This is a genomic window from Vibrio sp. 5S239 (genome assembly GCF_041439575.1).
In the GTDB taxonomy this organism is placed as follows: Bacteria; Pseudomonadota; Gammaproteobacteria; order Enterobacterales; family Vibrionaceae; genus Vibrio; species Vibrio kanaloae.
Genome location: NZ_JBGOOM010000004.1, coordinates 103,187 through 118,983, shown reverse-complemented (window position 1 = coordinate 118,983; position 15,797 = coordinate 103,187). Strand labels below are relative to the sequence as shown.

The 15,797-nt window shown below is 45.6% G+C and carries 15 protein-coding genes and 1 tRNA gene; 7 read left to right on the top strand and 9 right to left on the bottom strand.

Going from position 1 to position 15,797, the window contains the following annotated elements; translation table 11 throughout:
• Positions 1-38: 38 nt before the first annotated feature.
• From ACED48_RS05150 to rpsU, 5 genes are all read right to left on the bottom strand, one after another.
• Positions 39-114, bottom strand: a tRNA-Ile gene (locus ACED48_RS05150).
• 165 nt (positions 115-279) lie between these two features.
• Positions 280-2,121, bottom strand: a complete 1,842-nt coding sequence (gene rpoD, locus ACED48_RS05145) for an RNA polymerase sigma factor RpoD (protein ID WP_017055998.1) — start codon at positions 2,119-2,121, stop codon at positions 280-282.
• Positions 2,122-2,220: 99 nt separating this feature from the next.
• Entirely contained in the window at positions 2,221-3,972 is a 1,752-nt protein-coding gene (gene dnaG / locus ACED48_RS05140) for a DNA primase (RefSeq protein WP_017055999.1), read from the bottom strand.
• Between the two features lie 119 nt (positions 3,973-4,091).
• Positions 4,092-4,535 (bottom strand): GatB/YqeY domain-containing protein, encoded by a 444-nt coding sequence (locus ACED48_RS05135; RefSeq protein WP_017056000.1) that lies wholly within the window; start codon positions 4,533-4,535, stop codon positions 4,092-4,094.
• Positions 4,536-4,560: 25 nt separating this feature from the next.
• Entirely contained in the window at positions 4,561-4,776 is a 216-nt protein-coding gene (gene rpsU, locus ACED48_RS05130) for a 30S ribosomal protein S21 (protein ID WP_004396009.1), read from the bottom strand.
• A 258-nt stretch (positions 4,777-5,034) separates the two neighbouring features.
• On the opposite strand from rpsU, the gene tsaD reads away from it, so the two are divergent.
• Both tsaD and ACED48_RS05120 read left to right on the top strand, forming a co-directional pair.
• Entirely contained in the window at positions 5,035-6,054 is a 1,020-nt protein-coding gene (tsaD, locus tag ACED48_RS05125) for a tRNA (adenosine(37)-N6)-threonylcarbamoyltransferase complex transferase subunit TsaD (RefSeq protein ID WP_017056001.1), read from the top strand.
• A gap of 98 nt (positions 6,055-6,152) precedes the next feature.
• Positions 6,153-6,968 carry an alpha/beta fold hydrolase gene (locus tag ACED48_RS05120; RefSeq protein WP_017056002.1) on the top strand — a complete coding sequence of 272 codons (816 nt, stop codon included), beginning with the start codon at positions 6,153-6,155 and terminating at the stop codon, positions 6,966-6,968.
• Positions 6,969-7,060: 92 nt separating this feature from the next.
• Here ACED48_RS05120 and plsY read toward each other — a convergent pair whose 3' ends face one another.
• The gene (plsY, locus tag ACED48_RS05115; RefSeq protein ID WP_017056003.1) at positions 7,061-7,657 is read right to left on the bottom strand and encodes a glycerol-3-phosphate 1-O-acyltransferase PlsY; all 597 of its coding nucleotides are present in this window, start codon (positions 7,655-7,657) and stop codon (positions 7,061-7,063) included.
• A 138-nt stretch (positions 7,658-7,795) separates the two neighbouring features.
• Between plsY and folB the strand changes: the two genes are divergently transcribed.
• The 3 genes from folB to ACED48_RS05100 are packed head-to-tail and all read left to right on the top strand — an operon-like array spanning position 7,796 to position 9,452.
• Positions 7,796-8,155: a dihydroneopterin aldolase gene (gene folB, locus ACED48_RS05110; protein ID WP_017056004.1), complete on the top strand. Its 360-nt coding sequence runs from the start codon at positions 7,796-7,798 to the stop codon at positions 8,153-8,155.
• A complete protein-coding gene (gene folK / locus ACED48_RS05105) occupies positions 8,152-8,634 on the top strand; it encodes a 2-amino-4-hydroxy-6-hydroxymethyldihydropteridine diphosphokinase (RefSeq protein WP_017056005.1) in 483 nt (160 codons plus the stop codon). The genes folB and folK overlap by 4 nt, the downstream gene beginning before the upstream one ends.
• Before the next feature lie 14 nt (positions 8,635-8,648).
• On the top strand, positions 8,649-9,452 hold the full coding sequence (locus ACED48_RS05100) for an undecaprenyl-diphosphate phosphatase (RefSeq protein ID WP_017056006.1): 804 nt from the start codon (positions 8,649-8,651) through the stop codon (positions 9,450-9,452).
• A gap of 100 nt (positions 9,453-9,552) precedes the next feature.
• On the opposite strand, the gene ACED48_RS05095 is transcribed toward ACED48_RS05100, so the two are convergent.
• Positions 9,553-10,869: a multifunctional CCA addition/repair protein gene (locus tag ACED48_RS05095; RefSeq protein WP_017056007.1), complete on the bottom strand. Its 1,317-nt coding sequence runs from the start codon at positions 10,867-10,869 to the stop codon at positions 9,553-9,555.
• 36 nt (positions 10,870-10,905) lie between these two features.
• On the opposite strand from ACED48_RS05095, the gene ACED48_RS05090 reads away from it, so the two are divergent.
• Positions 10,906-12,576, top strand: coding sequence for an ExeA family protein (locus ACED48_RS05090; RefSeq protein ID WP_198928345.1), 1,671 nt, complete (start codon positions 10,906-10,908; stop codon positions 12,574-12,576).
• Complete coding sequence (locus ACED48_RS05085; RefSeq protein ID WP_017056009.1) at positions 12,576-13,520, top strand: general secretion pathway protein GspB; 945 nt, start codon at positions 12,576-12,578, stop codon at positions 13,518-13,520. The genes ACED48_RS05090 and ACED48_RS05085 overlap by 1 nt, the downstream gene beginning before the upstream one ends.
• 120 nt (positions 13,521-13,640) lie before the next feature.
• On the opposite strand, the gene ACED48_RS05080 is transcribed toward ACED48_RS05085, so the two are convergent.
• Together ACED48_RS05080 and ACED48_RS05075 are read right to left on the bottom strand one after the other, a co-directional pair.
• Positions 13,641-14,252: a TIGR04211 family SH3 domain-containing protein gene (locus tag ACED48_RS05080; RefSeq protein WP_017056010.1), complete on the bottom strand. Its 612-nt coding sequence runs from the start codon at positions 14,250-14,252 to the stop codon at positions 13,641-13,643.
• Between the two features lie 205 nt (positions 14,253-14,457).
• Entirely contained in the window at positions 14,458-15,720 is a 1,263-nt protein-coding gene (locus ACED48_RS05075) for an inorganic phosphate transporter (protein ID WP_017056011.1), read from the bottom strand.
• Positions 15,721-15,797 lie beyond the last annotated feature (77 nt).

The window sequence follows — 15,797 nt, the reverse complement described above, 5'->3', positions numbered from 1 at the left end:
AAGCCAGAGCAGTGTGAACTGTTCTGGCTTTTCTAATTTGGTGGCCCCTCCCAGATTTGAACTGGGGACCGAACGATTATGAGTCGTGCGCTCTAACCACTGAGCTAAGGGGCCGTATAGGGCATAGATTATAGGGGAACCGTTCAATGGTGTCTAGACTCTATCGGGGCCAATTCCGCTTACATCTTAGCCACTTAAATCATACAGGCACAAAAAAGGTGAGCCAACGCTCACCTTTTCTATTTTAAGCTTAAAAGCTAACCACATTAAAGCGTGTGATTATTCGTCTAGGAAGCTACGCAGAGTTTCTGAGCGGCTTGGGTGGCGAAGTTTACGTAGTGCTTTTGCTTCGATCTGACGGATACGTTCACGAGTAACATCGAACTGTTTACCCACTTCTTCTAGAGTGTGGTCAGTGTTCATGTCGATACCGAAACGCATACGCAGTACTTTAGCTTCACGAGGTGTTAGGCCCGCAAGAACGTCTTTCGTTGCACCGCGTAGGCTTGTTGCCGTTGCAGAGTCTAAAGGTAGCTCAAGAGTCGTATCCTCGATGAAATCACCTAGGTGCGAATCTTCGTCGTCACCGATTGGTGTCTCCATTGAGATTGGCTCTTTAGCGATTTTCAGTACTTTACGGATCTTATCTTCAGGCATTTGCATGCGCTCAGCCAGTTCTTCCGGTAGTGGTTCACGACCCATCTCTTGTAGCATTTGACGAGAGATACGGTTTAGTTTGTTGATCGTTTCGATCATGTGAACCGGAATACGGATAGTACGAGCTTGGTCAGCAATCGAACGAGTGATTGCTTGACGGATCCACCACGTAGCGTAAGTAGAGAATTTGTAACCACGACGGTATTCAAACTTATCTACGGCTTTCATTAGGCCGATGTTACCTTCTTGGATTAGATCCAAGAATTGTAGGCCACGGTTTGTGTACTTCTTAGCAATCGAGATTACTAGACGTAAGTTCGCTTCAACCATCTCTTTCTTCGCACGACGAGCTTTCGCTTCACCGATAGACATACGACGGCTGATATCTTTAATGCTTTGAACCGTTAGAGACGTTTCACGCTCGATCATATCCAGTTTTTGGATAGAACGACGGATGTCGTGCTCGTTACGTTTGATCTTTTCAGCGTATGGCTTGTCTGAAGCAAGAACTTCATCCAACCATGCTTCGCTAGATTCATTACCAGTAAATAGAGCAATGAAAGATTTCTTCGGCATTTTGCCGTACTCAACGGTTTGACGCATGATTAGGCGTTCTTGAGTACGTACTCGATCCATTGACGTACGAAGCTCATTTACTAGGTAGTCAAACTGTTTTGGCGTCAGACGGAATTCTTTGAATACGTCTTGCATCATTGTTGTTGCAAGTGTTGCTTTCGGGCTCTCGTGGCCGTATTCATTGATTGCTAGCTGACGGTTTTGATAGCTAGTACGAAGTGCTGTAAACTTCTCAAGAGCAAGTTCAGGATCGATACCTGTATCTTCTTCCTCTTCCTCGTCGTCTTCAGCGTCTTCTTTGTCTTCGTCTTCCAGATCTGTTTTAGCTAGCTCTGAACCGATGTGTGTTGCCGTTGGCGCTGCAGTGCCATCGTCATCAGGGTCAACAAAGCCATTGATCAGGTCTGTTAAGCGAATCTCTTCTGCTTGTACGCGGTCAAACTGTTCCAAAATGTATGGAATGGTGCCTGGGTACTCAGCAACAGATAGTTGAACCGTATTGATACCATCTTCAATACGTTTCGCAATGTCGATTTCGCCTTCACGAGTCAGTAGTTCAACGGTACCCATTTCACGCATGTACATACGAACTGGGTCTGTAGTACGGCCAATCTCGCTTTCTACGCTTGAAAGCGCAGCAGCAGCAGCTTCAGCTGCATCTTCATCTATATTGGCATCGTCATCATTCAATGCTAGATCATCAGCATCAGGTGCAGTTTCTACTACCTTAATACCCATGTCGTTAATCATTTGAATGATGTCTTCTACCTGCTCAGAATCCACGATTTCTGCAGGTAGGTGGTCGTTTACTTCGGCGTAGGTCAGATAGCCTTGTTCCTTGCCTTTAATAACAAGTAATTTAAGCTGTGACTGCGGATTTTGATCCATAGATGATATCCAACTTCAGGTCTGGTGAAGGACGTTGCATTCTCAAATGCAAACCAATTATGTTAACAAATTTATTAAATGCTGACTAATCAAACAGGGTTACGCTTTTAGATCTAGCATTAAAGCTAGCAGCTCCCTTTTTTCTTCGGCTGATAAACCGACACTTCTTGCTTTGGCCTGCAGGTTTTCAATTTGTTTTTCAACGCACTGGGCAAGGATGTTGTCCAATGAATCTAAAAATATGTCTTCTTGGTTGTCTTCAACGAGGGGGATTTCCCAACTCGCGAGACGAGACAGAAGAGCGTCATGTTTGCTTTCTCGCCAATTTTCTAATAATTGGCCTGTGCTGATATGGGGGTTCACTTGGCAGATATCAAGTACTTCGACGAATAAACTTAGTCCCGGCAGTTGTAAGCCTTTGACACTTGATAAATCCGGCACCATATCAGCATAGCTCGGATTTTGGATAAGCAAAGCGATAACTTCACGCATCGGAGTGCGCTTGAGCTCTTTATGCGGTTGAGGTGTCGTGTTCTGTGTATGAACACGCGCACGTCTCAATTGGTTATCAAATCCAGTTCGCTCATCGAGCAGTTTTTCGAGCAGTTCTTGGAAGTAACTGTCAGGAATTTTGTTAATCAAGGCGCTGGCGTGTGCACGCAGTGCTGATTTCCCTTCGGTTGTTCCCAAGTTCAACTTGTGTATTTCAATCAGGTTATCGAACAAATAGGCCGAAAGCGGCGTCGCATTGTGGACCAGTTGTTCAAAAGCGGCTTTACCATGCTCTCTAATATAGCTGTCTGGGTCTTCACCGTCGGGCAAGAACAGAAACTTAAGCGTGTTGCCGGTTTTTAGGTACTCAAGGGCATTTTCTAGTGCGCGCCATGCCGCTTCTTTGCCTGCTCGGTCACCATCGTAACAACAAACCACAGTACTGGTTTGGCGGAACAACATTTGAACATGGTCACCAGTTGTCGAGGTGCCCAGTGATGCCACTGAGTAATCTACACCATATTGCGCGAGTGCCACGACATCCATGTAACCTTCAACCACAAGTATTTGCGGCGGTTCACGGTAGGCTTGCAGCACTTCGTAAAGGCCGTAAAGCTCTTTACCTTTATGGAAGATCGGCGTTTCTGGTGAGTTTAGGTATTTCGGTGTGCCATCTTCTAAAACACGACCACCAAACCCGATTACTCGGCCGCGACGATCGCGAATCGGGAACATCACGCGTCCACGGAATCGGTCGTATCGGTTGCCTTTATCGTTCTCTATTAACATGCCGCCAGTGACAAGCATGTCTTGGGCTTCTTTTTGCTGCCCAAAATTTTTACGAACCAAGTCCCACTCGTCGGCAACGTAACCAATACCAAACTTCTGGACGATTTCGCCAGACAGACCACGATTTTTTAGGTATTCAATCGCAGGTTTGTTGGCTGATATTTTGAGTTGTGAGCGATAGAACTGGCTGATGCCGCCCATCAAATCATAGAGGTTACGTTTTTGTTCGCTGTTGGCTCTTGGTGTTGTTGATATTTCGCCGCTGCGTTGCTCTCTTGGCACATCTAAGCCTAGAAATGAAGCAAGTTCTTCAATCGCCTCTACAAAGTCGAGGCGTTCGAACTCCATCATGAAGTCGATGGCATTACCATGCACGCCACAACCAAAGCAGTGATAAAACTGTTTTTCTTGGCTTACGCTGAAAGAGGGAGTTTTTTCGTTGTGAAATGGGCAACAAGCACCATAGTTTTTGCCTTTTTTCTTAAGTTTCACGCGTGCGTCCACAATATCGACAATGTCGAGACGCGCTAGGAGATCATCGATGAAACTACGCGGGATGTGTCCTGCCATAAAACCTTAGAAAAATGCACTAACTGAGAGTGTGGATCATAATAGTGTGAATAGGTTATAGATACAAACAAGCCGTGCGTTCCGAAGGATTGCACGGCTTGTTGCAATTTGATTTGGGATTAAGCGAGTTTAGAGCGAACTAAACCACTAACTTTACCCATATCTGCACGCCCTTGAATTTGTGGTTTCAAGATAGCCATTACTTTACCCATGTCTTGCATGCCCGCTGGTTGAGCTTCAGCGATTGCGCTATCAAGTAGTGCAATAACTTCTTCTTCTGTTAACGGTTGAGGCATAAAGCCTTCAAGTACAGCAATTTCTGCTTGTTCCACATCAGCAAGATCTTGACGATTTGCTAATTCATATTGAGCAACAGAATCGCGACGTTGCTTAACCATTTTAACTAATACAGCAAGGATGTCGTCGTCGTTCAGAGTGATCCGTTCGTCAACTTCACGTTGCTTGATTGCTGAAAGAGCTAAGCGGATAGTACCAAGGCGCGGTTTGTCCTTGGCTTTCATCGCTAATTTTTGCTCTTCTTTGAGTTGTTCAATAAGAGCCATAACTCAGTCCTTATGGATTAAGTTATTAGTACAGGCGAACGCGACGTGCGTTTTCGCGAGCTAGCTTCTTAGCGTGACGCTTTTGAGCTGCTGCTTTAGCGCGTTTGCGAACTGTAGTTGGCTTTTCGTAATGCTCGCGACGGCGAACTTCAGAAAGGATACCTGCTTTTTCACAAGAGCGCTTGAAACGACGTAGTGCAACGTCGAACGGTTCGTTTTCACGTACTTTAACTATTGGCATATGCCTTTCACCTCAGGGGTTATTCATTATCGCTGGCCACTCAGTACCAAATCAGAGAAGTTACCCATCGAGCTAACTCTCTATTCGCGTTTGGCCATTAACCAGCTTGATCAAAAATGGTGCGGAATTTTAATCCGATCACAGTGGCTTTGTAAAGCACTTTGTCGATTATAGTCTGTACAATATTTGTTTGAAGCGCTTAGGCAGGGTAATATTGCGCTAATTTCCCATTTTAGACGAAAGCGTGCCGAGAAAATTATGCGCATTATTGGTATTGAAACCTCTTGTGATGAGACAGGAATCGCGATTTATGATGATGAGCAAGGGCTACTTTCTCATCAATTATACAGCCAAGTAAAACTGCACGCCGATTACGGTGGTGTAGTACCTGAGCTTGCTTCACGTGACCACGTGAAGAAAACAATTCCTCTTATTAAAGCGGCATTAGCAGAAGCAAACCTAACGTCGAAAGACATTGACGCTGTGGCTTACACGGCTGGCCCAGGTTTAGTGGGCGCACTGCTTGTAGGTGCAACCATTGGCCGCAGTATTGCTTACGCTTGGGGTGTGCCTGCGGTGCCTGTTCACCACATGGAAGGTCACCTTCTTGCGCCTATGCTAGAAGATAACCCGCCACCATTCCCATTTGTAGCGTTGCTGGTTTCTGGCGGTCATACGATGATGGTTGAAGTGAAAGGTATTGGCGAGTATCGAATTCTTGGTGAATCGATTGATGATGCGGCGGGTGAAGCGTTTGATAAAACGGCGAAGTTGATGGGCTTAGATTACCCAGGTGGTCCGTTGCTATCTCGACTCGCAGAAAAAGGCACACCAGGTCGCTTTAAGTTCCCTCGTCCAATGACAGACCGCCCGGGCCTAGACATGAGTTTTTCTGGTCTGAAAACCTTTGCAGCGAATACGATTCGTGACAACGACAATGATGATCAGACTCGTGCGGATATTGCGTACGCGTTCCAAGAAGCGGTTTGTGCCACCTTGGTCATCAAATGTAAGCGTGCCTTGGTAGAGACGGGCATGAAACGTATAGTGATTGCCGGTGGTGTAAGTGCCAACAAACAACTGCGTGTTGAGCTTGAAGCACTGGCCAAAAAAGTTGGTGGTGAGGTGTACTACCCACGTACAGAGTTCTGCACTGATAACGGCGCCATGATTGCTTACGCAGGTATGCAGCGCCTGAAAAATGGTGAAACAGCCGATTTATCCGTTCACGCTACACCGCGTTGGCCGATTGATCAACTTGAGCCAATTGCTGAATAAAGCAGAGTGTTTAACATGCGGTCGCCTTGTGCGGCCGTTTTTATGTATCGTCGATTTATATACTTGAACGATATGCGTAGTAGAGATTAGGGAAGAAGATGAACAAGTTCACAGTAGACAATCAATCGATGGCGTACCTAGATGAAGGTGAGGGCCCGGTTGTTGTATTGGGTCACAGCTACCTTTGGGATAGCGCGATGTGGAAGCCACAGATTGAGGCGTTGAAAACTCAGTACCGTTGTATTGTGCCAGAATTTTGGTCTCATGGTGAGTCTCAAGCTGCACCGAACTCGATGCGTAACTTGAAGGACTACGCTCAGCACGTGTTGTCATTGCTGGATCATTTGGACATCGAAGAGTTCTCTGTTGTTGGCTTATCGGTTGGCGGCATGTGGGGAGCCGAGTTAGCGGAGCTAGCACCTGCGCGAATCAAGTCTTTGGTTCTAATGGATACTTTCGTTGGTCTAGAGCCAGAAGTCGCTCACGCTAAATACTTCCACATGTTAGATACCATCACCCAAACAAAGATGGTCCCTCAACCGATTGTAGAAGCGGTTGTGCCATTGTTTTTTGCTAACGATGCTCAAACAAACACACCCGATTTGGTTGTAGGCTTTACTCAGCAGCTATCGGCTCTTGAAGGTGAGCAAGCTGAAGAAGTCGCGCGAATTGGTCGAATGGTGTTTGGTCGCCGAGATATGATTGAAGCTGTAGAGAATTTTGCTCTGCCGGTTTTGATTGCCGTTGGACAAGAAGATAAACCGCGTCCGGTACTTGAGTCTTACTTAATGCATGATTGCATTACTGGCAGTGAGCTGGTGGTGATTCCTGATGCTGGCCATATTAGCTCGCTAGAGCAACCAGAGTTTGTGAATAAGATGTTGAAAGGCTTTTTAGACAAGCACCTACTTTAATCTATTCAGAGTCGAGTATCATTACTTGGCTGTAACTTTGTTCGACTTACACTTGTTTCTTCTGCTTGCTTCGGCTAGACATATAGAACGGTTTAAGTCGATTTTTTTTGTCCAATTTTTGGTTCACTGCCATCAAGTAGGCGACGGATATTCTGGTGATGACGCAGTACGATCAAGCAACATAGCATGGCAACTGGCAGCGTATATTGAGGTTTGACTAACCAAGCGTAAAATGGGGCAAGTAGCACAGTGACTATTGCTGCTAAAGAAGAATAGCGAAACAAAAACGCCATCACTAACCAAGTCGCCATGATCATTCCCGTTAGATCGAATCCAATTGGGGCGATGGCTCCGAGTGCCGTTGCGACGCCTTTACCACCTTTAAAGTGGAAGAATATTGGGTACATATGGCCAAGGCATGCCGCAATCGCCACAACTCCTAAAATGATCGGATCGATCTTGAGATAGTAACCAAGCCAGACGGGGATAGTGCCTTTAAGCATGTCACAGAGTAGTACTGATGCCGCGGCACCTTTGCCTCCGACACGTAACACATTGGTTGCTCCGGGGTTATTCGAGCCCACCGTTCTTGGATCTGGGAGCCTTAAGACTCGGCATATCAAGACCGCACTAGAGATTGAGCCTAGCAAATAGGCTGCAATGATCATGATTAGTGCCAATGGGGTCATGTCTTTCCTTAAACGGTTATAAGCTTAACGGTGGGAAAATAATGCTCAATCTAAGAGTAATTGGTATCATATCTGGAATTACGCTAATAATACGTTTTTTTCCCCAATATGGGTATCCGACCTCTAAAAGGACAAGTCATGGCACTGGATAAAGTTTTCATTGAACAGCTAGAAGTAATTACAACGATCGGTGTTTACGATTGGGAGCAAGAGATTAAACAAAAACTTGTGCTCGATATTGAAATGGCTCATGACAACCGCCCTGCTGGCAAGAGTGATGATGTGGTTGATGCTTTGGACTACTCGACAGTGAGCACGGCCGTACTTGAACATATTGCTAATGGCCGATTCCTATTGGTTGAACGTGTAGCAGAAGAAGTCGCTGAATTAATTATGACTCAATTTTCAGTGCCGTGGATTAAGATCCGTTTAGCGAAGCCGGGCGCGGTACCACAAGCAAAATCCGTTGGCGTGATCATCGAAAGAGGTCAGGCATGACAATAGCCTATGTTGGTGTTGGCACGAACATAGACCGCGACAAGCATGCAAGGGTGGCATGGACAGAGCTTCAATCGTTAGGGACTAACCTTAAATGCTCTAAAATCTATCACTGTGAGCCTGTCGGTTTTAATAGCCACTCGTTTTATAACTTTGTGATAGAACTCGACACATCACTCTCATTGACTGAATTTTCACAGCAACTGCGTAAAATTGAGTTTAAATGGGGTCGTTCTCAAGATGCGCATAAACTTCAAGATCGAAAGCTCGACCTTGATATTGTGCTGTTTGGAGAGGTGGTTTCTGAGAGTGATCCAGAATTACCACGCAGTGATATCTATAAATACCCTTTTGTAACACAACCACTTTATGATCTCTGTCCTGCGAGAGTGATCCCGCAAGACGGAAGAACTGTCCGTGAAATATGGCAGAAGATGCAGCAATTAGACTCGCTCTCTGTCGTAAATATAAAATTATAATTTTAAGGTAAGTAATGAGTTATTTTGAAGCGTTTATGTTGGCGTTGGTACAAGGCTTTACTGAATTTCTACCTATTTCCAGTTCCGCACACTTAATCCTTCCTTCGGCTGTATTAGGCTGGGAAGATCAAGGCTTGGCTTTTGATGTCGCTGTCCATGTCGGTACTTTGGCGGCTGTGGTGATCTATTTCCGCAAAGAAGTTGTGTCTCTTTTGAGTGCTTTCTTTGGCTCGGTATTTAAGGGCGATCGCAGCAAAGAAGCGAAGCTGGCGTGGATGATCATTCTCGCGACGATTCCAGCCTGTATCTTTGGTCTGCTGATGAAAGATATTGTCGAGCTTTATTTACGCAGTGCGTGGGTCATTGCCACGACCACAATTGTCTTTGGTCTGTTGCTATGGTGGGTCGATAAAAACTCAAGTCTGCGTGATGACGAATATCAAGCCGGTTGGAAAAAAGCGTTGTTTATTGGCCTCGCTCAGGCAATGGCGATCATTCCGGGTACGTCGCGTTCTGGTGCGACAATTACCGCAGCGCTTTATCTTGGTTTTACTCGTGAAGCCGCGGCTCGATTCTCATTCTTAATGTCTATTCCAATCATCACTTTGGCTGGTGGTTACTTAGGTCTGAAGCTGGTGACGAGTGGTGACCCAATCCATGTAGGCACCTTGCTTACGGGTATCGCGGTTTCTTTCATTAGTGCTTATATCTGCATTTACTTTTTCTTGAAGCTTATTTCGCGGATGGGCATGACGCCGTTTGTTATCTACCGCTTGATTCTCGGTTTTGGTCTGTTTGCTTTCTTAATGATGCAGTAGCACTCGACTTACATAGGCAAATGTTGCGTCCTAAAGATTGAAACGAAAAAACCCGCTTAGTCGCGGGTTTTTTAATGCATGGTAATTAGCGTTATGAAGATTAATGATATGCAAGTTCTGATAGGGCATTTTCAATCGCGGCAGCTCTGCGCTTCTCTTGCTCTTCTCGAATATCTTTACCTTGAAAACCATCGGCAATGATCGCTTTTACTTCGACTTGTAACGCGGCTTGATAAGCTGCCTCAAAACGCGCTTTCTGAGGATAAGGCTGATCTTCTAATCCTTTACGACCAGCATGGTCGGCTTGGCAGCAAAGCAATATGTCGTTGAGCCTCTCAGGCTTGCGCCAAACATCAAACTTGTTGAGAACCTTGAGAAAGGTCGTCGGTTTGAGTTCACCCGCACGGTGAATATTAGAGTGTTGCTCACAGACTAACAGTGCGAGATCTCTAAATTCATTAGGCACTCTTACTCTGTCACATAGCTTCTTAATGATCTTCAAGCCAGTATGACAGTGCATTTTGTGGCTTGGCCACTCGCTTTCTGGCGTAATACCTTTACCTAAATCATGCACTTGAGCGGCAAAACGCACGGGTAACGATGGGCTTAATAGCGCAGCTTGCTGAGCCACCATCAGAGTGTGAATCCCCGTGTCGATTTCTGGGTGCCACTTTTCAGGTTGAGGTACACCAAACAAGGCATCAATTTCTGGAAGAACGACCGCTAATGCACCGCACTCTCTTAAAACCGAGAGGAACACTTCAGGGTGTGGTGTACTGAGTGATTTGTGCCACTCTTGCCAAACTCGCTCTGCGGTAAGGTGTGCCAGTTCACCAGATTGCACGATCTCACTCATCATCACCATGGTTTCAGGTGCGACTGTAAAGTTGAGGTGGTGAAGTTTGGCAGCGAAACGCGCAACACGCAGCACACGAAGCGGGTCTTCAACAAAAGCATCGGAAACATGTCTTAAAATGCGATTTGAGAGATCTTGTTGGCCGTGGTAAGGATCGTAAAGCTGGCCTTTGTCATCTTGAGCGATGGCGTTGATCGTCAGATCTCGACGCATCAGATCTTCTTCTAGGCTTACGTCTGGGGCAAAGTAACATTCGAAGCCGGTGTAACCAGAGCCTGACTTTCTTTCGGTACGAGCCAGTGCGTGTTCTTCTTTAGTTTTTGGATGCAGGAATACGGGGAAGTCTTTACCTACAGCCGAGAAACCAAGGCTTTTCATCTCTTGAGGGGTACTTCCTACCACGACCCAATCTCTATCATAACTGTCAATATTAAGCAGTTTATCGCGCACTGCTCCACCGACAAGATAGCGTTGTAGGCCATTACCTTTTGGTAGGCTATCGTATATTTGCAACTTATCACCTCGAAATGTTTTATCACTGCTGGACTTTACGGCAAGCAATGGTACTTTCCATTAATCGTAATTATAGGGCAGCACATGTATAAGGAATATTTTGGCTTCGTTGAGATGCCATTTTCGATTGTACCAAATTCTCGCTATTTGTTTTTGAGTCAGCGCCACCAAGAGGCGATGCAGAACCTACAAGCCGGTTTAGGCGAGGGTGGGGGCTTTGCAATGCTTACTGGTGAAGTTGGTACTGGTAAAACAACGGTCGCTAAAGCGATGTTGTCTTCACTCGATAATCAGACTCAAGCAGGCCTTATACTCAACCCTACGTTTTCGAATACCGATTTGCTTGAAGCTATCTGTGATGAGTTTGAGGTGGAATACCCTGAACAAGCATCGCTCAAGCAACTGAGTCAGGCGATTCATCATTTTCTGCTTGATAGCCATGCAGACGGTATTCAAACCTTATTGGTCATTGATGAAGCTCAGCACCTCGCTGCCGATGTGTTGGAGCAGTTACGCCTTCTAACCAATTTGGAAACCGACAGTCGCAAGTTGTTAAAAGTGCTGTTGGTTGGCCAACCGGAATTGCAGCAACATCTACAGACCACGCAATTGCGTCAGCTTGCTCAGCGCATTACTGGTCGTTATCACTTACTGCCTCTTAATACTGAAGAAACGGGTAAGTACATCGCGTTTCGTTTGGAAACCGCGGGTGGTGAGCAGATGTTGTTTTCCAACCGTTCTATCAAGCTGATCGCCCAATATACTCATGGTATTCCAAGGTTGATTAACTTGGTGTGTGATAAAGCACTGCAGTTAGCTTTCCATGATGGTGAGCAAACGCCCTCAAATGAGACGGTTAACCGAGCTTGTCAGCAGATTATGGCTTTTCAAGCTGAGGTGTATCATGTTGAAAGCCCTCGAGTCACCCACGTAGCAGCTAAATTATTTCAATACGTAGGAATTGCCACGTTAAGTGTTGGCCTCGCGGTAGCGACGTTTAACTTTGCCCCAGCATACATAGATTCATGGTTACCGCCTAAAAGTTCCAACGAAGCACAACTTCCAGTATCTGTAGAAGCTCAGCGCTCTTTGTTAGCAGAGGCTCCTAAATTAGTCGTTGAGCCTGAACCTTCTAAGTTTGAATTACCCAAACACATTCAGCAGCACTTGATGCTGGGAACTAACCGATCTCTTGCTATTCAGGATCTTTATACCCTGTGGGGGTATCAATCTTCCCTGCGAGATGGTTTGTGCTTAAGTGAGCCACAAAGTGTCTTTGTGTGCGAGCAGCAGCAGGCCAATTTAGATACATTGTTAGAACTTAGTGTACCTGTGGTACTTAATCTCGACATAGACCAAAAGCCAGTGTTTGCTGTGCTGTATGGTGTGTCTGAGGATTCTGTCGAGTTACTGGTGAATGAAAAGCTCTTGGTGATGCCGAAGCAATCCTTAGAGAAAATTTGGCAAGGCGATTATGTCGCGATTTGGAAACAGCCGCTAAGAGAGATGCTTAAACAAGGCCATCGAGGTGAGGCGATTGCGTTGCTTGATCTGTTACTGTCTGAAGTATTGGGTGAAGGTGTCTCTGGAAGTGATGTGTTCGACGATGAGTTAAAAATGAAAGTTGAAGCTTTTCAGGCTTGGCAGGGGATATCTGTAGACGGCATCGCTGGAAAACAGACGTTAACAAGATTACAAAGATTAGCTCAACTTGACTCTCCCAAGTTGATGTCACTAGAAGGGGGCGAAAGCTAATGTCACGTATTATGCACGAACTTAAACCGTCGTCTCACAAACAATCTTCTATTAATAAACCCGCCTTCAAAGGCTACCAGAATCATCATGTTTCTAATTCTGCAAAAGGGGTTAGCAACAAACGAGGTTCATCGTTAGCGATGGGGTTGCTCTTAATCTTGGTTCCTTCTTTGTTGGTGGGTGGCGTTCTGGCTTATCAATCGTATAGCCAACAACAGGTGTTGGCCAATCAACCCGTCAGTCTCGTGCAACCAGAGTCAAAGATTCAGCCTGAGCTTGAAACTCAAAGGATTGAAACCAGAACACAGACTGAAGCTACAGCGGTGGAAGCTGATGAAGCGTTGTTTGCTGTTCGTGTAGCGCCGACAAGTAAAACGTTAAAAGTATTACCTCGCCAAGAAATGTATGCGCCGATTGAGCTGGAAAGTACCAATGTCGCAGCTGACACAGCAGTAGTGATGGCCAATACTAATAGCACAACGCAAACAACAGCCAGTGCTGAGTCAGGTCGTGCTCAACCAACGGTTCAGTCAAGTATGACCGGTGAGAGTAACGAGTTGCAATCGGATAGTGACTTGCTGAAAGGGTTAGACTTCAGTGAGTTACCACCTGAATTGGCATTGAAGCTTGAATCCATCATGGGCGAGCAACAAAGCGCGCCCATGATGGGTTCTAGACCCGCAGGGAAAACGGGTTCTCAGGTCATTGAGTTGGAAACGCATACCAATAGCTTATCTGGAGTGTTGCCTAAGTTAGACCTACAAACTCATATGTACTCGAGTAGTGAAACCAAACGCTGGGTCAAAGTGAATGGCCAAGAAGTGGCTCAAGGAGATTGGATAGGACAAGACATTCAGCTGTTAGAGGTTAAGCCTCAATCGGTGATTATTGAGTTCAACCAGCAGAAGATAGAGATCCCAGCCCTGTACGAATGGCAAGGCTAGTGGAAAAGCGAGATTGTTTGAATTGATGACCAAAGTGACAGGCAAATAAAAAGGAGCCCCGCGGTGCTCCTTTTTGATATTTGATACTGAGTTCACTGTACCTGACACAAAACGATAAGCTTACGCCCAACCGTTTGGCGACTTTCTGCGACGAGGCATAATGTGTGGCAGGATAAGGCCAAGAAGTAAACCAACACCAGCAACACCACCACCGTACATGAAGTACTTCAATAATAGGTCATCTTTCTGAGTATCTAGTTTAGCACGCAGTTCACGGTTTTCTGTTTGAGAGCTCGTGAGCTGTTGGCTAATCTCGCTGTAGTTTTGCTCAAGTTCAGCAATTTGCTTGTTACGAGACTCTAGAGAGCTGGCTAGACCTGCTTTTTCACTGTCAGCACTTTGGCGTGCATTGGCTAGTTTGCCCTTTACCTCTGTTAACTCTTTCTCTAGTTTCGGCATGCGCAGTGCCATACTTTCTTGAGTGCTTACAAACTTACTCTCAACCCAACCTTTACGGCCACGGTTATCTTGGATCTGAGTGTAACCCGTGCTCTTGTTTGTTTGTAGATATGTAATCTTTTCACCAGCATCAACACTACCGATAATACGGTAAGTATTGTTTGGGCCAGAATGCATATAAGTAAACAGTTTGTCAGCAATATAACGGTCTTGTGCAAAGGCAGCTGGAGCCGCAAGCATTGCGAACAAAACTAAGCTAATCAGTTTTTTCACAGTAAATCCCTTAACGATTCAAATTGGGTAGGCGTATGAGTCTGCCTCAATCAGCAAATGATATTTAGTTTTTTTATGTGGTGCAACAAAGAAGGGAGGCAAAGCCTCCCTTTCTGTGCGTTTGAGTCAATAATGACATGACATTTACATATCATTACTGAAACTTACCGTTTTCTGACGCTAGTGCTTACTAGCGCAAGGGCTATTACATGGTAAACATAGCCTGAATTGCATAAAAGAATACAACAGCAAGTAGAGCACCTGCAGGTAGCGTTACAATCCACGAAGCAACGATGTTACGCACAACGCCTAGGTTGAGTGCTGCGATACCACGAGCAAAACCTACACCTAAAACCGCACCAACCAATGTTTGCGTGGTTGAAATTGGAAGGCCAGTACCAGAAGCCAGTACAACCGTACATGCCGTTGCTAGTTGAGCGGCAAAGCCACGGCTAGGTGTTAGTTCTGTAATACCGGTACCAACCGTTGCCATTACTTTATGACCCATGGTAGCAAGACCAACAACGATACCAATACCACCGAGTGGAAGAATCCACCATGCGATAGTGCTCTTACCTGAGATTTCACCCATGTGCTCAACGGTTGAAACAACCGCAGATAGAGGACCAATCGCGTTAGCTACGTCGTTTGAACCGTGTGCGAATGCCATGGCACAAGCTGTGATAACCATTAGTACGCTGAAGATACCTTCAACGCCAGCAAAGCCATGGTCTTCTTCACGGTTAGCAAATTTCTTTTGAATGTATAAGTAACCGCCAACCATGACGACAGCAGAAACACCTGCCGCCCATAACCATGCTTCAGTACCGCTTAGGTGAAGGCCAACGTGTTTAAGACCTTTCTTGATCGTTACAAGTGCAATAACCATTGTCGTAATGAACATGTACACAGGTACAAAACGTTTAGCGTTAAACAGCGGGTTTTCTGTATCGAATATCAGTCGCTGAGCACTTACAAAAATGAGATAGGCAAAGATACCGGAAATCAACGGTGTGACAATCCAACTCCCCACAATACCTTGAACGCTGTTCCAGTCTACAGCTTCAGTACCTACAGACACACAAGCAAAACCGATGATTGCACCGATGATAGAGTGAGTCGTTGATACTGGCCAGCCCATGTATGATGCTAGAAGCAACCATGTACCAGCAGCCAGTAGCGCAGACATCATACCGTACACAAGTACATCCGGTTGATGAGCGAAGAGAGATGTTTCGATAACACCTTTACGGATAGTGTCAGTGACTTCGCCACCCGCAAGGTAAGCACCTGCGAACTCAAAGATCATTGCGATAATGATCGCTTGTTTTACAGTTAGAGCTTTAGAGCCTACTGAGGTGCCCATTGCGTTCGCAACGTCATTTGCACCAATACCAATAGCCATCAAGAAACCGAAAGCTGCTGCAACAATAATCAGGACAGTGCCGTAGTTAGCAAGGATATCCATCGTAATACCTAGTTGTTTGATAACAAGCGGAGCAAATTTAGACGCAAAAAACCGCTCAGCGAGAGAAATACTCAGCG